The following is a 23140-nucleotide window of genomic DNA, read 5'->3' as shown; positions in this document are numbered from 1 at the left end:
AACAGTACCTTTTCCGGCAACAGCGCTGCTAAGCAGGGCGGAGGAATGGTTGTCGCTAACAGAGATTCCTTTTCGACGAACATCGTCAATTCGACTTTTGCTAAGAATACCGCTGAATTTTCGGGAGGTATTGCTACTTTTAACGACCCTGTGAAATCGCCAATTACTGTCAAGAATTCGATTTTTGATAGGAATACGGCAAGTAACTCTTTTAAAACTAGGCAGCACACTGGACGGGAGCTCATCGATGGGGGCAACAACCTTCAATTTCCCGCTAAACTGACGACCGGAGATCCTAATGATAGTAATGTTACGGCGAATGTGACGATCGCAGACCCCTTACTCGGCCCTTTGCAAAATATTAACGGCGCTTTCGTGCTGCCACTGCTAGTAGGAAGTCCGGCAATTGATACTGGTACTGGTGTGGGCGCGCCGGCTACTGATCAGCGCGGTGTGAGTCGCCCTCAAGATGGTGATAATAACGGAAATGCGATCGTTGATATTGGCGCTTATGAATTTAACCCTACAGTTACGCCGACTCTTCTTATGGGTTCTTTGGGTCAAATCAATAATTACAGCGGTGTCAATGACCTAATTACACAATGGCCTACTGCTGCCCAGAATCAAGGCATCCAACTCTCTGGGATAGCTTTTGATGGGTTTGAAACGAACTACCTTAACCCTAGTGTCATCAGCAACCTCACCTTAGCAACAAACGAAAACCCTAAAAGCTGGTTGAGCTACGGCAGTCCTGGTGGTATTGGTGTTCCATCCTCTTATGATGGTTGGTTCACCGACGCTAAGAAAATTCGGGCGGAAATCAACCATAACCCGAACACCAATCAATCTCAGACCCTGAAGGTGAAATGGGCAGATAACCAAGACATTACTAGCACAACGATCGACCTCAGTGCATTGAGTCCCAAAACAGCTCCTGGAGTGGGCGATCAAGGCAATGAAGTGGGTTTCCTGCAAATCTTTAATAATGGGGTTCGGGTACCGGCCACCAATTTTACGATCACTCGCCTCAACGCTCCGATCGCTCCCCAACCCATTAGTGTGTCTTCAGAGGGAGTGACTTTCATTGGCGATCGCACCGATGGTAGTTTCAAATTCCAGATAGTAGGAGACTCTTCGGGCGGCGCTACTTTTGACGAACTGCGGTTCTCCACCAAAGCCTACGATAGCCCCACCGCTGCCTACGCCGCCACCTCCTTCAAAAACGATGGCTCCGACTACCTAGTGCGGAACCTTGAATATCAAGGGATTTCTAATGTTGATACTACTGCTGTGCCTCCGACTTTCTTCTATTACGGTTCATCTCCCGATCCTATTATTGATGGTGGTTCGGCAGTTGTTACGATTAATCGGACTGGCGATACTTCGGTTTCGGCTTCGGTGGACTATTTGATTGTTGCCCCTGGTAATGGTCAACCCGTGAACAACCTAGACTACACCATTAGTCCATTTGCTGTAAATCCTTCCTCCGGCACGGTGAACTTTAATGCGGGTCAAACTAGCGTTAGTCTGACGATTAACAATCTACCCGGCTTGACTGGTGGGGTGGTGAATTTGGGCTTTGGTTCAGGTTCGATTGGCACTCCGGCATCCACTGCAATTACTCTGCTTTAAGGCTGTTAGTAGAGCGAGGAATCCTTGCTCTACTAATACGTCCCGCCAGTAGTTAAATGCTTTGGTAGTGATGCACAGTAATGGTTTAATATTAACTCAACATAAATTTCCGCGTAGTGGCAATTTGTAACTTTGTACATCACTATAATTTATCCAGAAGAAAACGATATCCTTACTGTGCATGACTACCCAGGCGTGATAAGTTTCTCGTTGTTAGGAGCTAAAGTATTGTGGTTAACGGAAGCACTCGTAGTATTTAAACAGCGAGATGTAGATTGCTCGTATTCCTGATTCAAGGCATCAATTTCTTCGGCAGTCAGGTAAGAAGCCCTAGCAAAAGATTGATATTGTTCGTATTCCTCATTTAATGCGTCAATTTCTTCGTTGGTTGTGTAAGAATCCCTGACCCGACTGGGAACCCAATCTTTCATCGAAATAACTTTAGTCACGACTGCATCCTCCACTCATTCGCTCATCCCACTAAGTATAGCTTCAATCCGAATCAACCTTCGTTCGCTGATGCAAAGTAAGTCCCTGCGTTCCATCGCTCCTACAGCATTCAGGTAGCATTCACTTTGAGCAGTTCCTAAGTGCATGGTTAGCTTACCGTTGGGGAGAGACCGAGAACGAGACTTCAACCGGAAATAGTAATAGCGCTTACCCTTCTGAAGGGAGGAATGCTTTTCAATGATAGCATCAGCGGGAGGAATCCAAGCACTTCCTAATTCCTGCTGCTGGCAATGAAGTAGAAAGCGGCACTTTTCCAAGTAAGTGCGATCGCTACTGTGGATAATCAGGGGAAGAGCGCGAGAGTTGTGAGAAACAGTGTAGGTATTGTGAGCCAGGTAGCGGGCAGGTACACCCAGGGTATCTTCAATTAAGTGTTTGAGTTCGATGTGCGAATAGCACTTCTCAAACGTACCCCATCTCGTAATTACGCCATCGTTGTAAGCAACACCCGCATGATTAGTCGATCGCCCGGTAATAGCGCTAACCACCAGAGTTTGACGAGCGAGTTGGTAAGCGTGATAGAGCACTTCACACCGAAGTGCTGGAACTTCAATAGTGCTCAGAACATAAAGCAGGGTAACAACATCAACCGCTCTTTTGAGAGTACGGGGAAAGTAGTAAGGGTCGTAACCACGGGAACGAAAACCCATTGCTTGAAGGAAGCGCACATCATCCCCGCGACCGCATCCATAATCTAAGTGCGTGTGATGGGGTAACAGAATTCCCCCATCAACAGCAGCAGCCATCGGTAAGCTCAATTCATGGCGCTTGAGAGCAGCTTTGTGTCTGGGTATTATGACATTTTCCAAGTTTGTTTGTGTCATGGGAGCATCTAATTAATATTAATACAGATATACAAATAATTTCAATAAAATGGCTAGCGCTAGGGTGTAAATAATAGGGAATTACCTATGCTCTACGCTTTGATTAACAACACAGGAATCCACAGACTAGAAGTAGCAGAGAAGTGGGAACTTGCCGACCTGCAAAACCGAGTAGGCGTTGAAGGTGAGGATGCGTACATAGAATACGTGCGCCATCAATTTCCTGACCCCAACATCGACTTAATCTGCGACGAGGAATTCTTAGACAAACAATTGCCCTTAACCTGCATTACCTCCCAAAGTATTGCGCTACGCGGTCAAGTAATTGCTGCTGCATCTACAGAAGCGGGTGAAACCATAGGGTTAACCGAAGCTCAGTTTCAATTAGTCGCCGCTAATCTGACTGTGGTAGTTTTTGCCTAACCAAGGCTGCCTCAAGTTCTTTTACTTGGGGCAACTCCACCATTTAAAAGTTACCCAATCACCCATAAAGAATAGGTAACAAAAGGAAAACAAAATGGCTCTCGCTTTCTTGTGAAAACAATTAGAACAATAGGAAACACATCATGCCCAGAAAGAAGACACAATCAACCGTATCCCTAGAATCTTCTATCTCCCCTGCATTGATTGAATCTATGCCCAATACTTCCTTGTTGGATGGCATTGTCCCTCAATTACTAGCAGCATCCGAGCAGGGAATGGAAGCACTAAGCACCCTCAAAGCTCAATTAGTCGCACAGCACGACACTCCCGCTACTCCTGAATCCGACTCCATCGTGCAGCAAGCGTGGCAGCACATGAATCCAGACCAACGCGCTCTTATCTCCAGTCGTTGTGAAGCGCACCGAGAAAAAGAACGAGTGCGCGGTAAATCATTGCACCAACTCACTGTTCAATTGGAAGATTTGGATGAACTAATCGACAGCATCGAAGGTGAAGAAATCACACCCGAAATAGAAGCAGCGGTACAACAACTACTCGAACAACGGGGTGACACCTACGACCAATGGCTCATCAAAATAGACAATTACTGCGCTGCCATTACCAACCGCCATGCTCTGAGCAAACAACGCAAAGCTGAAGCAGAACGCCTGAGTAAACTAGCAGCTAGCGACAGCCAACGAGTTGATTGGATGAAAGCACAACTCAAGAAGTGTCTCGAAGCTCAAGGTGTCAAGAAGCTAAGTCTACACCGATTCAATTTAACTATCAGCAACAACGGTGGAGTCTTGCCCCTCAAACTCTCTTGTGAAGTAGCAGAACTTCCTCCCCAATTTCAGCGCATTGAAGTATCACCCGATAATGGAGCTATCCGACAAGCCTTAGAAGCGGGAGATATCGAAGCTCAACGAGTTGCACAATTCGGAGAACGTGAAACTCATTTGAGAGTTCGCTAGATTCCCAGCAAGCCTGAAACAATCATGAATAAAAGTGAGGGTTTCAGGCTAAATGTTAAAATAAAAAGAGAAAGTAACTTTAATAAAATGGCTATCGCTAGTGTAGAAAATATAGTAAGTTAGAGGTACATCATGCACTGCAACTTAGGGTTAGATTGCGCTCAAATGGGCTTGGATGAATGCGGAGAGTGCATCAATGAAGAACTATGTCATGAATACACAAAAGCCTGGAGTTTATACGACATAGTGCTGCTCAAAGGATTACCAGGAGCGGTGTATCTTTGTTGGCATAGCAGGGATGTGAATACCGAATGGACAAATGAACAATGGGGATTTAAGCACCTCAACAACTGCGATTGGTTATTGTACCACACTGCCTCCTTGAATGCGTTTACAGAGTGGCAACACGCCTATTACAAACTAAGCTCTAGAAACAACACCAAGTACGTCCGCAGTGACTTATTTGATGAGTTTGAGTATTTGAGAAAGCAGGTAGACCCGGAGTACGGGAAAAGCCAAGAAAGCAGCGCTCTCATTCTCTTTGAATAACAGAACACAGGAAAATGACCAGAAAAATTCACAATTTACTCAGAAAAGCTTGTTTTGTGAAATGTCGTAACCCTTGCCACCACGAACGGGGCTACACCTTAAAGCATCATAAAAATGCAGCCCTAATCCAAGTTTACTTTAACTCGTTTGAGTTGTTAGATGAAGCAGATCAAGTTTTGAAAACCCAAGGCATGAATGGGGTTAAAGCCTTATCCCATAAAGCGGAAGGCTGTTTTCTTTCTATTGAACTAAACCCGGAGCCACAACAATGATAGGAACGCACTTTATCGAATTACCCGTACCCATGCCACCCATGTTACCGTCCATGATTGGAGTCAGCAACACTCAATACTTTGCTCTTTACTACCAAGGAAGCAAAGCCACGTGGAGTAACGGCAGAGCAATGGCGACATTTAGCTACTACGCAGCCTATGCACCTCTAATCGAACACATAACTTTAGCAATTCACTTAGATCCTTACAATTTAGGTTCCGATGATGAAATGCCAGAACACGCTATTTTATGTGACACAGTGAGCCGTAAAATGTATGTCGGCACGTACAAAGAAATCGATCACTTTCTGTTACAGCAGCATCCCAATGAGTCGCCCGCCTTATCAGAGCAAGAGTTTAAAGAAGCCGTAAAAGCGGTAGAGAATATGACCTTAGAGCAGATGCAGAAGCTGGGAATGTTCGAGATGTTCGGCAGCACCAATCCCCAAGCGCGCCAACAAACCATCGAGTTAGTGCAGTGGCTAGACCAACAAATCACCGAAGAATTGATACAGCAATATATTCAACTAGCTAACCGGGGTAATTGGACAGCGATAACGGCATTAGACACTCTCAAGCGTAGAATCTCGGAAGCTAAGGAACACCAACAGCAATTAGAGAGCAATTAAATTATCGATGCCGAGGAATTATCAATATTACAGCCTCGGCGTGGGTATAAAACATCCATAGTGTAGCGAAAGGGGAGTTAGGCAATGAAGCGAGTGACTTGGAGAGATAAAGCAATTGATAGCATTGCCGATGCTCTTCTAGAGTACGAAGCTCAATGCTTGTTAATGGGAGAAGCAATAGAAGGAAAAGCAGCGAAGAAATGGGTATCCAGAGAGCGTTTTCCCTTCGGATTCAGGAAATACACTCCCTACAGAACCTGGCTCCAAGAAGTTGCCAAGATTCCCCATTTCATTAGCACGGGATGGCCAGCAAAAACCTATCTGGGGTGGCGTAGCGGACTCCCAAGGCGCCCTCGCAAATGCCCTGTAAGCGAGGGTCAACTCAGTTTATTTTAAAGAGTAAGGAGTATTAGATTCAGAAACGCAGCGTAGTTCCTTCATCTAATACGCGCTTGCGCGATCGCTAGTCTTTCCCTGCTACTCCACAGCTCTTGTGCGTTCTCGATTTAGGGTGTTTGCGATCGCAGCGGGGATTGCAGATAGGACAGAGCAATCGGTTGTTGTGAAGCTTCTTAAGTTCCCGTTCCCGATGCCACCCCCCGCGCCAAGTCCTCACCAACACCAACTCCCGCCCCTGTTCCACCGCAGCTTTGGTGATTCTGGCTCCCACTTTAGTTTGGTGTTCCCTCAAGCGATCGCCCACGGGTTTATTGGTGCTGCCTAAATAATGGGATGCCGTGGCTCTGGGATTAGTTAAATTACCGATTGCGGGTTGCCAGTGTATCAAATAACAACCGGGTTGATTCGGGTTCATGGCTTTGATTAATCTTGTTTGCAACCAAAGCGTTAGCTCTTTTATTGAAGTGAATTAAGTTATTGATCAGACCTAATTTAAATAAATCATAAAACCTAAAAGTAATGGCTATCGCTTGGGGTAAAACTAGCCAATAATTCTCATGTTAATTCAACCCAATAAATCCATTCAATTACCCAAGCCTTACCGCATTCCATTAACTACTCAAACCATCGAGTTGCGGTGTTGTCTCGAAGTTGCAGCAGACTCAGATGAGTGGATAACCCCGACCCCGGCATACTTTATCGGTCAAAAAGTGTGGTTGATTACCCCAGATTTACCCATTGATGATTGGGAAGAAAAGCGCATCTTTGGTATCGAACTCTACGCCCCTAGGTGGCAGCATGGCTCTTTGATGGCTGAACCCGTTTGGTACTACGGAGTCAAAGCTCTTACGGGACAAGGAGAAACTAAATGGCTGACCGAGGACGAGATTACCCCGAATCCTCAAGCCTATGATTTTGAATCCAACCATTTCTAACAGCATCAATAACCCACAAAACTCCCAAGTAATTGCTAACGCTTGGGGTGCAACATTAGCAAATAAAGTAAACCCATGAACATCAGAACAATAGCCGTGGTGTATACCCGCAAATTCAATTTGCTTAACTTCAATTCAGTTGACTTATCCTGCTCGTTGTGGGCACAAATAGACCCCGAAGAAGATGAAGATTGCTGCATTGCTATATTGCAGGATAAAGCAAGAGAAGCGGTGCGTTGTGAGTATCACAAAGTAAAAAGCAATCAAGGCCCCGTACCCACAGTTAAAGTAAACGGTGCTTTTGTTGAAGACTTCATCCCAGAAGGTGAAGAATATAGCACGATTGCGGTAAATCCAACCCATCTCCAATAGCACAGCGATTGATAGAGAAAGAAAAGCCCCAGGTAAGTGCTATCGCCTGGGGTACAACATTCATTGAGTTGAGGTAAAGGTTATGAACCATCGAGTATTTGAGGGTGAGTTCCGCGTTGAAGGTGACAAGCGCATCTTGCAGTGTCATTCCCGTGGAGACAAGCGCTACAGCCCGTTCTTTTGCTATGTGAAAGCTTTCGGTACAACGGATTCAATCGAGAACCACTACCAATGCGCCAAGCGTTTTGAAGGTTGCCCCGAACCCGGGAACTGGACTGCTGCTAGGTATTGGAAGCGCCAAGGATGCAAGCAAATAGCGTGGCAAATAGGCGATCGCGAGTTACCCGTGAAGTCGAACGAACAAGGCACCAGCTTTGCTCTTGATGATTGGGGAATCCAATACTACATCGCTCTGTGGCACCGACACTTATCCCAACATCCCGAGAAAGTAGAATTCGCTCGACAATTTGATGAATTTGAAGACCCGTTTAAACGAGATTTTCCCTTCAGTCAAGCTGATGCAATCCGAGTTGCTGCCCGCGAAGGAGTCGAAGCACTTCTGCCTTATTTCGCTCCCCTGAAGCAACTCCTCGATACCAAGTAATCTTAGCTGGGCTGCAAGCTATGAATTATGAACTTGCAGCCAGTCAAAGCTAAATGTCAATAACAAATAAGCAAGAAAAGTGAAAGTAAATGGCTTTCGCTAGGGTGAAAAATACGAGGTTTTATCATGGCTAAGAAATCCGATACAAATGTTCAATCCGATGCAGCTATCCAATCCGAAGTAATGCCCGCTCCCGAAACGGGAGAACTGCCACTAGAGCGCGATGAGTTTGCCAGTCCCGATTTCGTAGACCCCGAAGCTCGTCTACCACGCATTCAAGCAGTGCGGGGAGAATCGAATCTAGAACACTGCGGCTACTTCGTAACTGTGGATCAAAGGCACAAGCAGGTTGGCTAGATTTCGATGAATCCCAGCTAATCGAGTACACCTTTAATTCAGGAAAAACAGAGCAGGGAATCCTGATTCGCAAACCCCGGATGATTGTTTGTCCAAAAACACCCGTACTCGCCTTTGACCGGGATGAAAGCGAAAGACTACAGCAGACGGTAATCCTGGGCTTGTACGACCGCACTTGCAAGGAAAACGAGCGCATTAGCAACATCCAATTATTCCAAGTATTCTTGGTCAACTCGGATAACCAACCCCTGCATTCCATTCCTTTAAGCTACAAAGCCAAGGGTGCGAATCAAGCGAGTTTTAGCAAGCATTGGCAACAATTCTGCACCGAGATTACAGCCTGCCACGCCATCGGAAACAGGATTGCCGCCAAACCCAAGAATGCAGCTTTCAAGAGTTTGTGCGTATTCGAGTTTGAGGTAGAGCGCCAAACCGTAGGAGAGAAAAAGAAATCGCCGTGCTGTTACGTTACATCGCACACAAAACCCACCCTAGAAACTTGGAAACAGCACTTCCTAGGTTACGACCAGCAGGCTAAACAATGGACTTGGGAAGCCCTCGAACCAGAGCGCCCTTTGACCATCCCCGCACTCCAATTTTCATCATCTCCACCTCTAGCTTTAGCTGAAAGCTAATTCTTACTTTGGGGAATTGAGTAACTTCGATTCCCCAGAACTCAAACAGTGACATACTCCTACATTAAGCTGAGTACAGCTATAATGTAGGCTTCTCAGCGACTCCAGCTATTGCTTCGGACGTTAACTGAGCTTTAAAGACGGAATGCCCTACCGCCCTATTTTTTATTACGATAGCTGCATTATGATCGCGGTCAAGACTACATCCACAATGTGGACAGTCGTGCCATCTTTCGTGCAGCTTTTTTGGTACTTTTTCACCACAACTAGAGCAATCTTGTGAAGTATTGTAGGCACATACGGTCATCACCAACAAGCCAGCATTTACGGCTTTGTTTGTCAGTATCGACAGAAAGCTTGACCACCCAGCGTCCAACACAGATTTAGCTAGCTTTGTACGAGCAAGTCCCTTAATATTCAAGTCTTCAACTGCAACAACATCATATTTTCTCAAGAGATTGTTAGCAGTTTTGAAATGAAAGTCTTTACGCTTGTCGGCTACTTTCTTGTGACACTTCCCCAGTTGATTAACTGCTTTCTGCCTGCGGTTGCTGCCTTTTTTACGGCGCGACACCCGCTTCTGAATAGTTCGCAAGCGCTTTTGAGCTTTGCGGTAATGTTGAGGAATTGCCACAGTCTCATTTTCTGATGTTGTTAAGAAATCCTTCAGTCCCACATCAATTCCAACAATCTTTTGAGGATTAAAATCTGGTTTGATCTCAGGGACTGTTGAATCTTCCAAACTGAGAGTGACATAGTACCCATCAGCTTTTTTGGTAATAGAAACGGTTTTGATTTTGAATCCATCAGGTATGGAACGGTGTAAAACAACTTTAACTTTTCCGAGCATCGGCAAGTTAATTAAGTTGTTTTGCAAGCAGCCGTCTTTAATTTGAGGATAGGTGAACGTGCGGTAACGACTGCGCGGTTTAAATCTGGGTCTACCGCTACGCTTTCCGCTGCTATCACCTTTTAAAAAACGATCGAAAGTTACCTTAACTCGCTTAACTACATCTTGAAGCACTTGAGAATAAATCTCGGCATACCAAGGGTGAGTTTTCTTGAGTTGAGGTAATGTTTTTTTCTGAGTGTAGTAATCTGGATTGTCTCGCAGTTCAGGTAAATGGCAAACTAGCGGACACGCATTGATGGGACAACGGTTTTGTTCGTACCAATTAAATCGATCTGCCAACAAATAGTTGTACTGTGCACATAACATTGACAGCCATCTGTCAATCTCAATGGCTTGCAGCTTTGTTGGACGTAATCGATATTGGTAAGAAGTTTTCATTAACCTGTGAATGTTTGACTTCAGTCGCTACTTATCAATTAGCATCAATATACTTGAATACGTTACTTCATGTCAAGTGCGTAAGTGAACATTTTATTTATACAATCAGCGAGGTTTGTACTCGCCAGTGTTAATTTTTATTGTCAAATCTCAACTGGTGACAGAAATGTTTAAAAAGGTGTATTGAAAAAGTCTAAAAATAATTCGTTCGTCTCGTCATCCACCCGCCCACTGCTCAACGCTTACACCGTATGAGATTGTGAGCGGGTGGAATCCTCACCTCACCGCGCCTTTCATCCCACACCAATCGAAACGATATCGCGCGAGGGATTCCCGTCTGCCAAGCTAAAAAAGCACAGGAAACAACAACAAAACGGCTATCGCTTGGAGTGAAAACAACGAATCAGAGGTACATTATGGCTCGCACAACTGTAAAACAACCCCAACCCCCTAACTTTGATGCTGCTTTTGGTGATGGCTTTACTGTCAAAGATTACTCGGAGAAAGAGTGGGAAAGCGTTTACTATGCCATCCGAGAACTGCAAGGACGAGCACTCAGGAAATCTAAATTAGCTCAGGGCGATACGTTCTCCTGGGATGCTTACAAAGCTAAGTTTGCAGAAGTATTCGGAACGCCCCAGGATAAGCGCTTTACTCTGGAACAACTGGTGAGTTACGCTCAGCAAAAATGGGGCATGGACTTGGAACAACTTAAAGCATACAACCGCCGTTCTTGGGAAAAGCGCAATGTGGAAGTTAAGGTATCGGTGATTCCCGCTGCTGTGAAAACTCCCAAGGGAATCAAAAATATCAGTTCTTGGGATGTTAGCAATCGGGTAACAGATACTTGGGCAACATGATATTCCCTACTAATTGAATCGCGACTGATTCGCTATTACTCCCAGGCTAGTCCTGGGAGATGCACTATGCCTAATAATAATTAAGCGGAACATCTAATTTAATGCTATTCCGATACATCTTTGCAACACTTTAAAGCTGCACTAATGAATAGTTGGAGTAACTAACGATCGCCCGCTACCATCCACACACAGAACTTACCAACGATCGCCCGCACAACCGATCGCGCTTGGGAAACCTCCACCGCCCGCAGTAACGATCGCACTTCCAATTCAAAGGAATGGGACGTTGCTTTAAGCGCTGGGTTGTCACTGCAACAAGCGGTAACAAGGACGGTTGAAATGGGTGCAAAGCTTTACGGTAGCTGAGACTTAAGGGTGGGAGCTTCGCTGCGGGGGTGTAAGGATTTCCCTGGCAGTTAAGCGTTGGAGCTTCGCTGTGAGGGGTCAGTAGCTGAGGACAAAGAAATGACCATTAAGTTCATCAACAAAGTAGACCCAAATTCCATCCAGGATTTGAGGAATTGGTGTAGAGAACGCATCCAGGACATGAGCCAAGATGTATCTCGTTATGCTCCCGGCAGAATGAGAATGTGGATATTTGCCGAATGCGATTTGCGAACCAATGCCCGGGTTTATCCAGCTTATACGGATAATCGAATCCAGAAATTTGCTCAGCGAGTTTTCCCCGGCTGCGATATTGCACTGCTAACCTACAACGGAAAAATTGATTGGCATCGAGACCACAATTATGCAACAACAATTGCACGAGGAGTAAATCTCGGACAAGCAAAGTTTGGCATTGGCTTACCCAACAATCGGGAAGTAATTGATTTGCAGGATGGAGATATCTATGAATTCAACTGCAAATCACCCCATGCCATATTGTGGCACAGCCAAGAACGATTCAGCATCACATTTTGGAAAATGCGGAGCGAGTACAAACAACAACTGAGTTAACCAGAGATTTGAAACGAGGTAGAGAGTAAAATCTCTACCTTTTTTTGTACTAACAACAGGAGGAAAAGACAATGCTCAAAGTAATCATCGCAGGTTCCAGAGATTTCAACCATTACCAATTACTCGAACGCCTGGTGGATATGTACCTCCAGCGTTACTCGACCGACCAGATAGAAATAGTATCGGGAGGAGCGCGTGGTGCCGATCGCCTCGGTGAACGCTACGCCCAATCGCGGGGAATGGCACTCAAGGAAATGCCCGCAGATTGGAATCGCTTCGGTAAATCAGCGGGTTATCGGCGCAATGAGGAAATGGCGCAATATGCCACTCACTGCATTGTTTTCTGGGATGGCTCGTCACGGGGAACCCAGCACATGATTAATCTAGCCACTCAATACAACTTGGCTCTGAGAATCGTGCGCTATCGTCCTTAGAAACTTGCCCTGAGCAAGGCATAAAAAGGCTCAGAGACAAGAAGAGAAAAGAAAAAAGGAAAGTAAATAAAACTGCTTTCGCATTCAGTGCAAACACAATTCAATTCAGGAGAAACGACCGTGAGCTTCATCAACAAATCCCAACTCGGAATCTACGCACCCAAAGCTTCAGAAAAAGCGGTAATCGGTGCCGAAGCCCAAACCGTTATCAAGGATGCTCTTTCCACCTACAAGAAACTCTACTACGGATTGAGACAAGTCGCTTGGCAACACCGAGATAAACGAGCCAGCTTCATGGATGCTAAATCCAAGGGAGAATTGGAGCAATTTATCATCGCACCAGGTTGTCGCCAAGATGATGGTTCCTATTCCAAAGATGAATGGGATTATCAACAGCTCAATAAATATCTCTGGGAGCGTTTCTGCACCCATTTCGAGGATACCTTTGGCTTAGAACGCATCCAAGAATTGACCAAACTCAAGGATTTGTTAGCCGTCACCGAAGAGTTGCTATCAGTGGCCCTGGATGAATGGGGACACCGCATCCTCGAACGCATTGAAGATGAATCATCCGAATCCCTAGAAAACGTAGCGCGGTACACGAGTGATTTGCCCAATGGTATCCGCATCGAAGCAGATTTCCGAAATCCAAATAAGCGAACAATCGCTCTTTCTGCACCCAACTTCTCGAATATCCCGGATGTATTGGTCGAGCAAATGCGGGGCGATACTTGTTGGCAGGGAAGGATTTATTTCGATACCACTGGAGTAGCGGCGCTCACATCCAAGTCAGCCAAACTCCTAGGTGAAATGCTCGAACTAGCCGCCAAGGTGAACAGCGGCATCAAAGAATTTATCGCAGCACCGGATTTCTTCCTAGGTTTGGAATCAGCCCAAGCCCGCAAGCGCAATCTCCAACAAGTGAAGGCAAGGCTCATCGAAATCAACGAGAACAAACTCACCCAACGCCAAGTGGAAGCACCCGAAAAGCAGGCAACCCGCCGCATCAATGAAGCGATAGACGCAGCCGAAAATGCGGAACCAGAAGAGTTTGAGGAAGCTCGGAATCAAGCCGATCGCATCAAAGCCCAGCATCCCAAATCCCAACAACCGCAGCCAAGGCCATTAAAACGACGTGCTGCCACCCTAGATGAAGTTGCCGAATGGATGGAACGCAACGTTCATTTATTGGGAATGGAACCCGACATCGATGCTGAACTCGGAATCAAAAGCGTAAAACAATCCAAACGCCGAGTTAGTGAAGCTGACCGAGAATAAGCGCCCTCTCGAATAAGCAAGCGGTCGTACTTAACCAGAGTGCGATCGCTTTTTTACTTATCAACTACTTGAGGTAACAAGAAACAGGAAATACCCAGAAAACAGCTACCGCATGGCTGCAAACAATATGAGGCAACTGTCATGCGCTATTCCACCGATTCTGGATTCACATTAATCGAAAAACTCATCCTCATTGCGGTACTCAACATCCTGTGTGCTATCGCAGTACCGGGATGGATTGGGTTTATGAATTCTCAACAAGTTAGCGTAGCAAACGACCGGATTTATTGGTGCTTCCAAAAGGCGAAATCGGAAGCTCGACGTGAAAGATTAATCATGGAGTGCCTGATTCGACAAACACCCCAGGGCATCGAATATTCGGTTCACCGAGTTGATGAACCTCCTCAGTGGCAAAGTGCGGGCATTGACCCCAAAGTCACGATTAAAACTGCCACTTTCTACTTTGATAAAAAAGATGGAGCCTATCGGATGCAGTACAACTGGCGCGGTGTAAGTAACGGACGCTTGGGTCGCATTCACCTAGTCAAAGAAAATGCAGAACGCTGCACCGTGGTGAGTACCCTGCTAGGCTCTATGAGAACTGGACGGAGGGGCAACTCATCCAACCCCTGCATCTAACTCAAAGCGAGCGCGTACCGAGAGTTTGCGCGCTGAGTGTTTGGGTGCATCCACAGAACTCGATGACCCAGCAATCCTGAATCATATTTGTGCATTGTTACATAAATCTTGGGATTGCTGGGGATAATAAAAACTAATTATCAACGCTACATCATCACCAATAAAGATTCAATCAAAGGGCTATCGCAAGGGGTGTAAAACAAAAATAGGAACCCTAGTTACCATGCTCCTAATTAGCTTAGTGCAATTCATCGCTCTCTTCCTACAACAAGAATTAGCACAATACATCGCACCAGAACCATCCCTCACACCTTACTTAGCTCAACTCAAACTCCAGCACGAAATAGAATCGGATTACTATCACGCCTGTGGACGCTGGTAATCACTGAAGTTGGGGCAGCGGTTGCATTCTACTCGCTTCTCCCGTTGCCCGAACTTCCCCATTGTTTTCATATTCTGGTACACCGAGCTATTCGCTGTGTTTCGGTGCGCTGGTATATCAAGATAATCTTTGTGTTTCAGTGCTAGCGCATCTTAAACAAGATATTTGTGGTGTCTCTGCACTCAAAGCTATGGGCTGCGTTTCGATGTTGGTGTACTCAAAGCTATGGGCTATGTTTCGGTGCTAGCGCCTATCAAGATACTCGTTTTGTTTCAGCGCACTGGCATATCAAAAAGATATTTATGGTGTTTCTGCACTCAAAGCTATAAGCTATGTTTCGGTGCTAGCGCATACTCAGATTCTCGTTGTGTTTCGGTGCTAGCGCATACCAAGACTCTCGTTGTGTTTCGGTGCACTCGCCCACCAAGTTATTGTGTGTTTGTTATTCTCAGACTTGCCCTATCTAAGGTTACTTTGGTGCTGCACTAAATTAATCTTTAATCCAGGTTATTACAGTTTGTTACAAAATCATTACTTCAGCCAACTTGGATTTGTTTGCTATTTCTAACAGCCGAGTATCATAAGGCACATGGTATTAGAAAAGAAGCTGAAAATCATCCCCGATATCGAAACGGGCATCATCGCTCACCAAGTTTGTTGCACCGGTGTACTGCATACGGGTTTGGGCAAGGCAATTGCCAAGAAATGGCCGTTGGTGGAATCGGAGTATCAACGCTTCTGTGGCCCCGATGCGGGTGGAAAGCGCTTTGTTCCCGGCAAAATTCAAATGGTTCGGGTTAGCTCCACTCCTGAGCTTTGGGTGTGCAGTATGGCGGGTCAGAACTTACACGGCAGCAAGAAACGCTATACCGATTACGAAGCCCTGGCGCTTTGTTTGTCCAAACTCCACCGCAAATCCTTGGAATTGCAATTAACTCCTTTCCTGCCTTACAAACTTGGATGGTCTGGGGGGCGCGGTGAGTGGAGTGTTGTCCGTTCCCTGATCGAACAATACTGCCCCAATGCCATCATCTGCATGGATTGATTAACTCACCTGCGTTAGGGTCAACTGCGAGGTAAACAAAGAGGGAATTGAAGACTCGGTGCTGAACTGAAGAAAGTAGACTCCCGGCCCCAAAGTGGTTGTCAAGTTGCTCGAATAGCCATCGCTCGAATCCACCACCACGCTACGACTAGAGTTCACAATTGCTGCGATCGCATTGTCCGTTACCAGGTTCACTTGCACGGGAACCTTCACTCGAAATCTCGCCCAGTCGGTGATGTCATCCCCGCCGATGCTTTCAGAGATGGTGGAAACTCCGCTGCTGTTCTTGCTGGTTGCGCCCTCATTCCAATCTGCACCAGTTAGGATATCCACGCTTTCCCCGGTTTTGGAATTCCTGCGCCTTTTCGCTAACGTTCCCATGTTCCACGCTCTACTCTGGCTGTTGCCCATGTCAGTTTGCATTGTCTCTTGTTCCTATTGGATTTGTTTGATGCTGCTAAGTAACAAAATACACTAAAATTACTGCTTTACTGACAGTGGAATAACTGAGCCAAAGTTGCGGTGGATTCCGGTTCGATATTCCAGTTAATAAGTGGATTTTGTGCGGTGTATAGTTCATATTATGTAAATCTGATATGAAAAAACTACCAAAATTCCAATGAAAACAGAACTTTCCACGAAATGGCGACCCGATGAAATCTGTGAGAAGCTGAGTATCGGATCGTCTACGTATTACAACAGATTAAAGCACCTGGGAATTGAGGCAAGCAAAGATGCCGATGGCCCGTATCTCAATGCCGAGCAAATGAAACTGATGGAGGATTTGAGCGAGCACATCAAAGCAACGGGGAAGATGCAGGGATTCGGTGGTGGCGGTCAGCTAGCGATCTCGGAAAGTTCTGGTTTGGCATCGGAATTAGATATTCCCGTACAGCCGGAGATACCGGGCAGTGACGAAGATGAGGAGGGGCGAAACCGATTAATTTGGGAAGCAGGCGAACTCAAAGTCCAACAAGAAGCTGCGGTAGACCTCCTTAAGTTGCACCTGGCGGCTCAGATGACCGAGGAGGATCTGTTTGACGAGCAAAGAGCAAAACTCCAAGCCATCAGGAATGCAGCCAACCCAAAGCCGAATGCCGCAGCAGCACAAGCTCAGCAACTGTTGCAGCGGCACCGTCAGAACCAAGGCAAGAATCAACAGATAAATCAAGAAACGAAGTAACCAAAGTCTGCGAAATCCTCCGCAGCGGTCATTGCTGCATCGTCACCGGGGAATTAGGCACGGGATTGGAAGATGTAGCGGCGGGCGTTGCTTTGGAATTGGCGGGGGAGTTCTCCATTGCTACGACTATCTACAAGGGAAGCGGCAAGAAGTTCTTTCAACAATTGGCAGAACAACTGGACATTCCTACCGAAGTGGAGGATGAGAAAGGCAAAGTGAAACAATTGACCTTAGACCAACTCAAAGAAGAAATCGCGCTCAATATTCCCACTGATGCGTTATTGCTGTTGCCCGAAGCCAAGCGCCTCACCACGGGGATTAGATTCTGGTTGGAGGATCTAATCGAAGCTGGTTGTCGGGTTTGTTGCTTTGCGGTGGCGAACCCCAGCCGCGATATCTTCATCAAGATGATCGAAGCTGAATTAGAATTGCCGAGCGATCGCGCTATTAGATCTGCGATGGAAGATGAAGCTGCAAAGTTGGGTTTGAATCTCACAGCAGCTCGGCTTTCCCAACTGCAACCGCTAGCGGGGAGGAATCCGATGTTGGCGAGGAAAGTAGTGCAGCAAGAGAAACTCGGCATCAATCAACCAGTTGAGCACCGCCAGTATTTGGTAATGATGCCGATCATTCTGTCAGCATTGTTTTCCTTCGCCATTGTTCGCTATGTAGGTATGGGTACGGGAAACAAGAATTGGCAAATATTTGGTGGCATTGCCTTAACTTTGGCAATGGCAGCCAAACAGTTAGGACGGGTCGAAGGAGCTAAGAAGAGGTTGGGTCAATGATTAAAGTTATTCCTGCAACAGAAGCGAACAGGCTTCTACCAGAACAATGGGTAAATATCTATGAACTCACACTAACAGGCGATGCTGAATTTTATGATTGCTGTCAAGTAAAAGATTTAGTAGATTTAGAAAATTCGTCAGAATACGATTTAGAGCTAATAGATGAAGCAAAAGTTATGCCTGTTGGAGAAGCTTTGAAATGATGGCTTTAACTCATGCAATTATTTCAACTGCAGGAATTTCATTAATACTCACCACCAACGATCCGATACATCTAGCACTGGCGATTGCAGGCAGCCAACTACCGGATCTCGACACGAGTACCAGTACGATCGGTCAAATTATATTTCCGATTTCTAATTGGATTGAGAATCGATATCCTCACAGATCAATTACTCACAGTTTGATTGCAACTGTCGCGATCGCAATTCTTGCTAGCCCGCTATATTTTTATATTGATTGGAAAACCTGGTTGTGCTTGCCACTAGGACATCTGATCAGTTGCTTCTCCGACGTATTCACCAAACAGGGAGTGCAGCTTTTCTGGCCGCATCCAGCTTGGTGTATATCAGTGAGCAATCCTAATCGGAGGCTCCAAACTGGTGGAACTGGTGAATATTGGGTTTTAGCAATTGCTGCTGCTGTATTAATTGCAGCAATTAATTTAAGCGGTACAGGAGGACCAACTGCTTTAGTTGGAACTTCATTAGGCTTGCGATCGAACGCAATTGAAACCTATCAGCAAAGTAGTGCCAGCAATCATATTTACGCCAATGTAACAGGAACATTTGCAGCAGATTCAGCAGCAGCCGACGGCAAGTATTTTGTGATTGCTAATGAGGGCAACGAGTTTGTTGTCATTAATAAACAGGGAATTTTCAAAACCGGAACGAATATTATCGCAGCTCGGTTGACCGCTGAAGTGGGCAAATCTGCATCGTCGTCAATTCAAATTCTGGAGTTCGACGAAGAAGAGTTCGCCATAGCACCCATTCCCGATACTCTCATCTTTGTTACGGGTACGCTAACCGTGGACGAACCTGATTCAATTAAAATAGTAACCAATCCGAAACAATTAGAGATAGCGAAACTAATCGGTGATAAAATAACTTTTAACTATTGTCCACTAGAAACAGCCATCAAACTACTGAGCGGACAATACATCACAGGTTCCCTAGAAGCCAAGATATTTAGCCCTACACCAGACTTATGAGGTAGCCTATGAAAGAATATATAGCAACTGCATTAGGAGCGGGAGTGGTCGGATTCTTGCCTTTCCTCAACCTTAACCCGCAGCCTAATACACTAACACCAACACCCGCACCCGCACCCATACCCCGTTTACAAAAGCAGCCCGTTATTCAGCTACAGCAATCAACAAAACCAGGAAAAAGACACCGCATTCAAGTGCAGGTAATCTCCCTCAACGATTTAAAGATTGCTGAAGGAGCGGAGGTAGCAGCCGGACAAATTATCAGCGATCGCACCGAAGAGCGCGAAAGTTTGGAAGCGCAGCGCAATCAAATAGACATCAGCATCAAGCAGTTATCCGCTTCTATGAGCCAAGTAGCCGAACTCCCTCCCCCTAATTTTGCAGTGCAGGAAGCAGCGATTGCCCGCATCAAAAGCGAAATTGAATTGATGGATGGCAAACCTTCGCTACCCGCAACACCAGCTCCTTTTTTCAGGTTTAAGGACGAAAAGTTGAGGAACCTCCTGGAACCAGAGAAGATGAATAAAGTGGCGGAGGGTATCAGAACAGAAGCCTCGGAGCGAGCTAAGATGAGTGAAACAAAAGCAAAATTAGCGCTCGAATTAAATCAAGCAATTGCTGCCTTAGATAAAGCACAAAGCGACCACCAGCACCAGCAATACCAACATTCACTCAACCTGATTCGCCAACAATCCGAGATGCAGAGGCAGCAGTACCAAGTAGCTAGTTTGGTAGCTCAGAAACAACAAATAGAATCGAAACTGCGAGAAATTACTCAGATTAAGTCTCCCGTTGCTGGCCAAGTTCGCCGCATCAAAAACCTGGGTCAAAAGGACAGGCAGATTAACTTAGAGGTGGTAATTGATGTTAAGTAAAAGCTATCGGGACTGTACCATTACTCCGCAAGACTTAGGCTTCTTAATTCAATTTCCATCGGGCGCTAAGGTATTGATTAAAGATGCCAAATCTTTTGAAGATTGCCAGAAGTGGATTGACCGACAATTGGCACATTTGGCAATAGAAAAAGCGTTGGGGAATCAATAAATGCAGAAGTTCCTCAACGCCCTACCCCTGTTAGCCATCGCAGCTTTGATGTGGTTCCACTTCCACCAACCCAACAGCGATAACCCTACTCCCAAACTAGCAAAGCCACCGAGCGAGACACAATCTCTACGCTGCGAGGTAGTAAAAAACTCGATTTACGACGGCGATACTTTTCGAGTTAAGTGTGACAATCAGGAACAAAAGATTCGGCTGTGCGGCATAGACGCGCCGGAAGTAATGCAACCCCTGGGTATTGAGTCTCGGAATTACCTGCGTTCCCTAGTTGCCCAAGCAAAAGGTCAGGTTATAGTTATTGAGATGGATCGGGACAAGTACGGTCGCAGTGTCGCTGAAGTGTTGCTAGAGTCTCCGTCAGGCGAACAATCGGTGCAAGAGGAAATGCTCAAAGCGGGTATGGCGTACCACTACAAGCAATTCAGTGCCAACTGTCACAATGCTGATGTGTTCGATATTGCAGAGGAGATGGGGCGCTCAACACGGCGGGGAGTGTGGCGGCTTCCCAATGGTGGTGAAAGACCTTGGCATTATCGCAAGCAAGATAAGAGCTGATTTACGCCAATGTTTGGTATACACCAAGGTTGTGTAGAGCGATCGCAATAGCAGGAAGTGTGGCGGCTTTCCAAGGGTGATAAACGACTGTGAAATTATCCTCAACCAAAGCGTTAACTAGGGTTCTGAAATTGTTGTTTTGCCCAATCAAGCAGCTCGTCATAGCTAGAATAAGCGCACAGTATCCGTGACTTATCGCCTTTTTTCCTTACGGCAATCACTTTGCCTCTTCTATCTTCATAACCGGGTTTTCCGGTCATTTCTTCTAGTTCTAGCTCGAAGAATTTAAGCGCTTGAATGAATTGAGAAATCTTATTGTCTTCCATGAGTTAATAGCTTTTTAATTGAATTGGCTCACCATGTCACTACATATATTTTAACTTATCCATTGCATCACTACACCAATTAGAATACCGAAAAACGTTGCGTTTATGAAACAGGAAAATCGCTGATTTTGATGCTCCTTGAAGGAATGTTAAAAGCTAGGAGCCAGCGCCTAAAACTAAGCCGGGAGTGTGGCAGTTGCCCGGAGCCAGCGTCAAAGCCAGTGATTATCGCAAACAGAAGAAGTGATATACACCTTATTTCCCAATCTAGAAATCTAAACTGGTACGGCTAGGTCAGGATACAAAATTAATTTTTATTGGAGTCTCTAGCTTTTAGAAGTGGGGTGCCATTTTCAGGCAACGGTGCATCAAACATCTTGGCAAACACATCAGCCCTAATAGTCTAGCTTTAAGACAGAGGTAGAGGTAAGACTCGTCCTAAGACCGGAAGTAAAACACACTTGACCTAACACGGCAAAATTGGATACAAGAGTCATACTTAATAACTAGAACGTAGATGGAGTGAGGCTCAAGGCATTCTTAGGAACCAGTTTTAGATTTTAGAGATAGAGTGCTACTAGCGATTGGATTTAAGTATCGGCTCCTTAGATAATTTCCTTAAGGACAAGGCAATGTCATGTCCTTAACTACGATATTTCTATACCTCAATTACCTGAAAACTACTGTAACATATCTGCCCAACCTGCTTTATATGCTTCCTCTAGTTTTTTCTCCCATGCTTTCTCTTCCTCCATATGTGACTCCACTTTTTCTTCAGGAGTTCGAGATTTATAAAACTCTTCTTGATCCTTTCTAAGCTTTTCATAAGCCCTTTTACATGGCTCTCCATTTTGATCTAGATCATCTTCGTCACACAGGTTACCATCTACCCATCCATAAGCATGAGTAAAAGCTTCTGTTGTGGTGTCGTAAGGTGGAGTTTTATATTTCTCCCAATAAGTGTTTGAAATCTCATCAGTGCCAGCTAAGGGTACTCCAGATAGAGCAGAAACTTTTACATAGTAGGGCTTTAGTTCGCTTCCTTCTTTCTCCAGTTTATAGCGCTCTCTATAACGTCGGGGGTTGTAATCTGTCATGACGATTAACCTCAATATTTTTTTTGAGTTGACATTTTTTTTATAACAAATTTTCTACAAGACAGATGTCATTGGTAACAAATTAAGCTAAGAAAGCATTTGTAAATCAGCAATTATGCTAACATAGACTCGGATTTTGGGCATAAAATTGAGATTTGGGCGGTTGAGGAATCATGCCTCCCATGATATAGCAAAACCATTGGATTTGTAAACAATCGATTCAATCATCACAAGCGTTTCAGGTTATTTTACATTCCTGACTCAAATAGACTTGCTATAGTGGTCTGTATCTGATAACTTAGCGGGCGCTCCGGATGCGATCTAAGTTGAAGGCGTTGAGGAAAAGAAAATCCAAAACAGAGCGATCTAAACGGGAGCATCTCGATTTGGCAAATCACGGGAAAACAATCTTGGAAATTGGTCTATGTCCTAGAAAAAGATAGGCAGCCGAGCGCAGCACACTTTCGGAGTAAAGAATCTTCTGAATGTCTAGACTGGGCGCACGTTTGGCAGTGGCATTATAGGTTGCGATTTCTCCTTCCAGACTAAAGTCACTGTTGGTTAGGTAATGGTCATCATCGTGGATTGCCTGAAAAATAAAGTTATAGATAGGATTAATTCCTAGAGTCGTGTCATAGTTCTCAGCCGATACCCAAAGATGATTTTGCTTAATGTCATTGAACATCTCGGCAACACTTTGGTAACGGTCGTACCACGAGAACTCTACGTTCAAGGAAAGACTCTGGTATTCGCCCCAAAGCCAATCACAGAATTGGGCGATCGTTGCATCGGAAATCTCGGTGGGATTGCCTTCTAGGTAAAGCTTAGCAAGAGTCTCCATTTGGGCTGAACTTGTGCTTGCTTGAGTGCGTTGAAGCAAGTTGTCTGTAATGAGCGTCATAGCATCCTTCGCATGGC

32 protein-coding genes and 1 pseudogene are annotated in these 23140 nt (G+C 45.4%); 25 read left to right on the top strand and 8 right to left on the bottom strand.

The annotated features are described in order from the left end of the window. The coding region (locus tag QUA07_RS16820; RefSeq protein WP_333327006.1) for a choice-of-anchor Q domain-containing protein at positions 1 to 1632 on the top strand (1632 nt) is incomplete at its 5' end. 185 nt (positions 1633 to 1817) lie between these two features. On the opposite strand, the gene QUA07_RS16815 is transcribed toward QUA07_RS16820, so the two are convergent. Together QUA07_RS16815 and QUA07_RS16810 are read right to left on the bottom strand one after the other, a co-directional pair. Beyond that, positions 1818 to 2081 carry a hypothetical protein gene (locus QUA07_RS16815; RefSeq protein ID WP_333327003.1) on the bottom strand — a complete coding sequence of 88 codons (264 nt, stop codon included), beginning with the start codon at positions 2079 to 2081 and terminating at the stop codon, positions 1818 to 1820. Between the two features lie 15 nt (positions 2082 to 2096). Continuing rightward, positions 2097 to 2966, bottom strand: a complete 870-nt coding sequence (locus QUA07_RS16810; protein ID WP_333327001.1) for a DNA phosphorothioation-associated putative methyltransferase — start codon at positions 2964 to 2966, stop codon at positions 2097 to 2099. An 87-nt stretch (positions 2967 to 3053) separates the two neighbouring features. On the opposite strand from QUA07_RS16810, the gene QUA07_RS16805 reads away from it, so the two are divergent. From QUA07_RS16805 to QUA07_RS16780, 6 genes are all read left to right on the top strand, one after another. After that, positions 3054 to 3389: a DUF3846 domain-containing protein gene (locus QUA07_RS16805; protein ID WP_333326999.1), complete on the top strand. Its 336-nt coding sequence runs from the start codon at positions 3054 to 3056 to the stop codon at positions 3387 to 3389. A 143-nt stretch (positions 3390 to 3532) separates the two neighbouring features. Next, the gene (locus tag QUA07_RS16800; protein WP_333326997.1) at positions 3533 to 4363 is read left to right on the top strand and encodes a siphovirus Gp157 family protein; all 831 of its coding nucleotides are present in this window, start codon (positions 3533 to 3535) and stop codon (positions 4361 to 4363) included. A 132-nt stretch (positions 4364 to 4495) separates the two neighbouring features. Beyond that, entirely contained in the window at positions 4496 to 4912 is a 417-nt protein-coding gene (locus QUA07_RS16795) for a hypothetical protein (protein ID WP_333326995.1), read from the top strand. A 14-nt stretch (positions 4913 to 4926) separates the two neighbouring features. Continuing rightward, positions 4927 to 5184: a hypothetical protein gene (locus tag QUA07_RS16790; protein ID WP_333326993.1), complete on the top strand. Its 258-nt coding sequence runs from the start codon at positions 4927 to 4929 to the stop codon at positions 5182 to 5184. After that, positions 5181 to 5813: a hypothetical protein gene (locus QUA07_RS16785; RefSeq protein WP_333326992.1), complete on the top strand. Its 633-nt coding sequence runs from the start codon at positions 5181 to 5183 to the stop codon at positions 5811 to 5813. The genes QUA07_RS16790 and QUA07_RS16785 overlap by 4 nt, the downstream gene beginning before the upstream one ends. An 84-nt stretch (positions 5814 to 5897) precedes the next feature. Next, entirely contained in the window at positions 5898 to 6209 is a 312-nt protein-coding gene (locus QUA07_RS16780) for a hypothetical protein (RefSeq protein WP_333326990.1), read from the top strand. Positions 6210 to 6276: 67 nt separating this feature from the next. Here QUA07_RS16780 and QUA07_RS16775 read toward each other — a convergent pair whose 3' ends face one another. Continuing rightward, positions 6277 to 6627, bottom strand: a complete 351-nt coding sequence (locus QUA07_RS16775) for a hypothetical protein (protein ID WP_333326988.1) — start codon at positions 6625 to 6627, stop codon at positions 6277 to 6279. A 142-nt stretch (positions 6628 to 6769) separates the two neighbouring features. Between QUA07_RS16775 and QUA07_RS16770 the strand changes: the two genes are divergently transcribed. From QUA07_RS16770 to QUA07_RS16750, 4 genes and pseudogenes are all read left to right on the top strand, one after another. Further along, entirely contained in the window at positions 6770 to 7147 is a 378-nt protein-coding gene (locus QUA07_RS16770; RefSeq protein ID WP_333326986.1) for a hypothetical protein, read from the top strand. Between the two features lie 75 nt (positions 7148 to 7222). Further along, the gene (locus QUA07_RS16765) at positions 7223 to 7519 is read left to right on the top strand and encodes a hypothetical protein (protein ID WP_333326984.1); all 297 of its coding nucleotides are present in this window, start codon (positions 7223 to 7225) and stop codon (positions 7517 to 7519) included. Between the two features lie 82 nt (positions 7520 to 7601). Then, complete coding sequence (locus QUA07_RS16760) at positions 7602 to 8123, top strand: hypothetical protein (RefSeq protein WP_333326982.1); 522 nt, start codon at positions 7602 to 7604, stop codon at positions 8121 to 8123. A 126-nt stretch (positions 8124 to 8249) separates the two neighbouring features. Next, positions 8250 to 9115 (top strand): annotated as a pseudogene (locus tag QUA07_RS16750) (DUF5895 domain-containing protein). A 79-nt stretch (positions 9116 to 9194) separates the two neighbouring features. Here QUA07_RS16750 and QUA07_RS16745 read toward each other — a convergent pair. After that, positions 9195 to 10406: a transposase gene (locus tag QUA07_RS16745; RefSeq protein ID WP_333326978.1), complete on the bottom strand. Its 1212-nt coding sequence runs from the start codon at positions 10404 to 10406 to the stop codon at positions 9195 to 9197. A 416-nt stretch (positions 10407 to 10822) separates the two neighbouring features. On the opposite strand from QUA07_RS16745, the gene QUA07_RS16740 reads away from it, so the two are divergent. The 7 genes from QUA07_RS16740 (at position 10823) to QUA07_RS16710 (ending at position 16001) form a co-directional block, all read left to right on the top strand. Further along, entirely contained in the window at positions 10823 to 11266 is a 444-nt protein-coding gene (locus tag QUA07_RS16740) for a hypothetical protein (protein ID WP_333326976.1), read from the top strand. Positions 11267 to 11731: 465 nt separating this feature from the next. After that, complete coding sequence (locus QUA07_RS16735) at positions 11732 to 12223, top strand: hypothetical protein (RefSeq protein ID WP_333326974.1); 492 nt, start codon at positions 11732 to 11734, stop codon at positions 12221 to 12223. A 71-nt stretch (positions 12224 to 12294) separates the two neighbouring features. Beyond that, positions 12295 to 12657 carry a DUF2493 domain-containing protein gene (locus QUA07_RS16730; RefSeq protein ID WP_333326972.1) on the top strand — a complete coding sequence of 121 codons (363 nt, stop codon included), beginning with the start codon at positions 12295 to 12297 and terminating at the stop codon, positions 12655 to 12657. A gap of 120 nt (positions 12658 to 12777) precedes the next feature. After that, positions 12778 to 13935 (top strand): hypothetical protein, encoded by a 1158-nt coding sequence (locus QUA07_RS16725; RefSeq protein ID WP_333326970.1) that lies wholly within the window; start codon positions 12778 to 12780, stop codon positions 13933 to 13935. 141 nt (positions 13936 to 14076) lie between these two features. Continuing rightward, complete coding sequence (locus tag QUA07_RS16720; protein ID WP_333326969.1) at positions 14077 to 14574, top strand: hypothetical protein; 498 nt, start codon at positions 14077 to 14079, stop codon at positions 14572 to 14574. Between the two features lie 223 nt (positions 14575 to 14797). Beyond that, entirely contained in the window at positions 14798 to 14956 is a 159-nt protein-coding gene (locus tag QUA07_RS16715; RefSeq protein WP_333326967.1) for a hypothetical protein, read from the top strand. A gap of 589 nt (positions 14957 to 15545) precedes the next feature. After that, on the top strand, positions 15546 to 16001 hold the full coding sequence (locus tag QUA07_RS16710) for a hypothetical protein (RefSeq protein ID WP_333326965.1): 456 nt from the start codon (positions 15546 to 15548) through the stop codon (positions 15999 to 16001). Here QUA07_RS16710 and QUA07_RS16705 read toward each other — a convergent pair whose 3' ends face one another. After that, positions 16002 to 16424 (bottom strand): hypothetical protein, encoded by a 423-nt coding sequence (locus tag QUA07_RS16705; protein WP_333326963.1) that lies wholly within the window; start codon positions 16422 to 16424, stop codon positions 16002 to 16004. It abuts the gene before it with no gap. A 196-nt stretch (positions 16425 to 16620) separates the two neighbouring features. Between QUA07_RS16705 and QUA07_RS16700 the strand changes: the two genes are divergently transcribed. The 7 genes from QUA07_RS16700 (at position 16621) to QUA07_RS16670 (ending at position 20799) form a co-directional block, all read left to right on the top strand. Further along, a complete protein-coding gene (locus QUA07_RS16700) occupies positions 16621 to 17184 on the top strand; it encodes a hypothetical protein (RefSeq protein WP_333326961.1) in 564 nt (187 codons plus the stop codon). A gap of 65 nt (positions 17185 to 17249) precedes the next feature. Beyond that, entirely contained in the window at positions 17250 to 17972 is a 723-nt protein-coding gene (locus QUA07_RS16695; protein WP_333326959.1) for a hypothetical protein, read from the top strand. Then, positions 17969 to 18175, top strand: coding sequence for a hypothetical protein (locus QUA07_RS16690; RefSeq protein ID WP_333326956.1), 207 nt, complete (start codon positions 17969 to 17971; stop codon positions 18173 to 18175). Before QUA07_RS16695 ends, QUA07_RS16690 begins: the two co-directional genes overlap by 4 nt. Further along, a complete protein-coding gene (locus tag QUA07_RS16685) occupies positions 18172 to 19185 on the top strand; it encodes a metal-dependent hydrolase (protein ID WP_333326954.1) in 1014 nt (337 codons plus the stop codon). The genes QUA07_RS16690 and QUA07_RS16685 overlap by 4 nt, the downstream gene beginning before the upstream one ends. An 8-nt stretch (positions 19186 to 19193) precedes the next feature. Then, positions 19194 to 20060: a hypothetical protein gene (locus QUA07_RS16680; RefSeq protein WP_333326953.1), complete on the top strand. Its 867-nt coding sequence runs from the start codon at positions 19194 to 19196 to the stop codon at positions 20058 to 20060. Next, entirely contained in the window at positions 20050 to 20229 is a 180-nt protein-coding gene (locus QUA07_RS16675) for a hypothetical protein (protein ID WP_333326951.1), read from the top strand. The genes QUA07_RS16680 and QUA07_RS16675 overlap by 11 nt, the downstream gene beginning before the upstream one ends. Further along, positions 20230 to 20799, top strand: coding sequence for a thermonuclease family protein (locus QUA07_RS16670; protein ID WP_333326949.1), 570 nt, complete (start codon positions 20230 to 20232; stop codon positions 20797 to 20799). A 113-nt stretch (positions 20800 to 20912) separates the two neighbouring features. Here QUA07_RS16670 and QUA07_RS16665 read toward each other — a convergent pair whose 3' ends face one another. The 3 genes from QUA07_RS16665 to QUA07_RS16655 form a co-directional block, all read right to left on the bottom strand. Further along, positions 20913 to 21125: a hypothetical protein gene (locus QUA07_RS16665; protein ID WP_333326947.1), complete on the bottom strand. Its 213-nt coding sequence runs from the start codon at positions 21123 to 21125 to the stop codon at positions 20913 to 20915. 680 nt (positions 21126 to 21805) lie between these two features. Beyond that, complete coding sequence (locus QUA07_RS16660) at positions 21806 to 22222, bottom strand: hypothetical protein (protein WP_333326945.1); 417 nt, start codon at positions 22220 to 22222, stop codon at positions 21806 to 21808. A gap of 394 nt (positions 22223 to 22616) precedes the next feature. Further along, positions 22617 to 23123, bottom strand: a complete 507-nt coding sequence (locus QUA07_RS16655; RefSeq protein WP_333326943.1) for a transposase — start codon at positions 23121 to 23123, stop codon at positions 22617 to 22619. Positions 23124 to 23140 lie beyond the last annotated feature (17 nt).

Origin of the sequence: Microcoleus sp. T3_A4 (genome assembly GCF_036700465.1) — a bacterium.
Classification (GTDB): Bacteria; Cyanobacteriota; Cyanobacteriia; order Cyanobacteriales; family Microcoleaceae; genus Microcoleus.
This window is presented reverse-complemented; position numbering and strand designations above follow the sequence as displayed.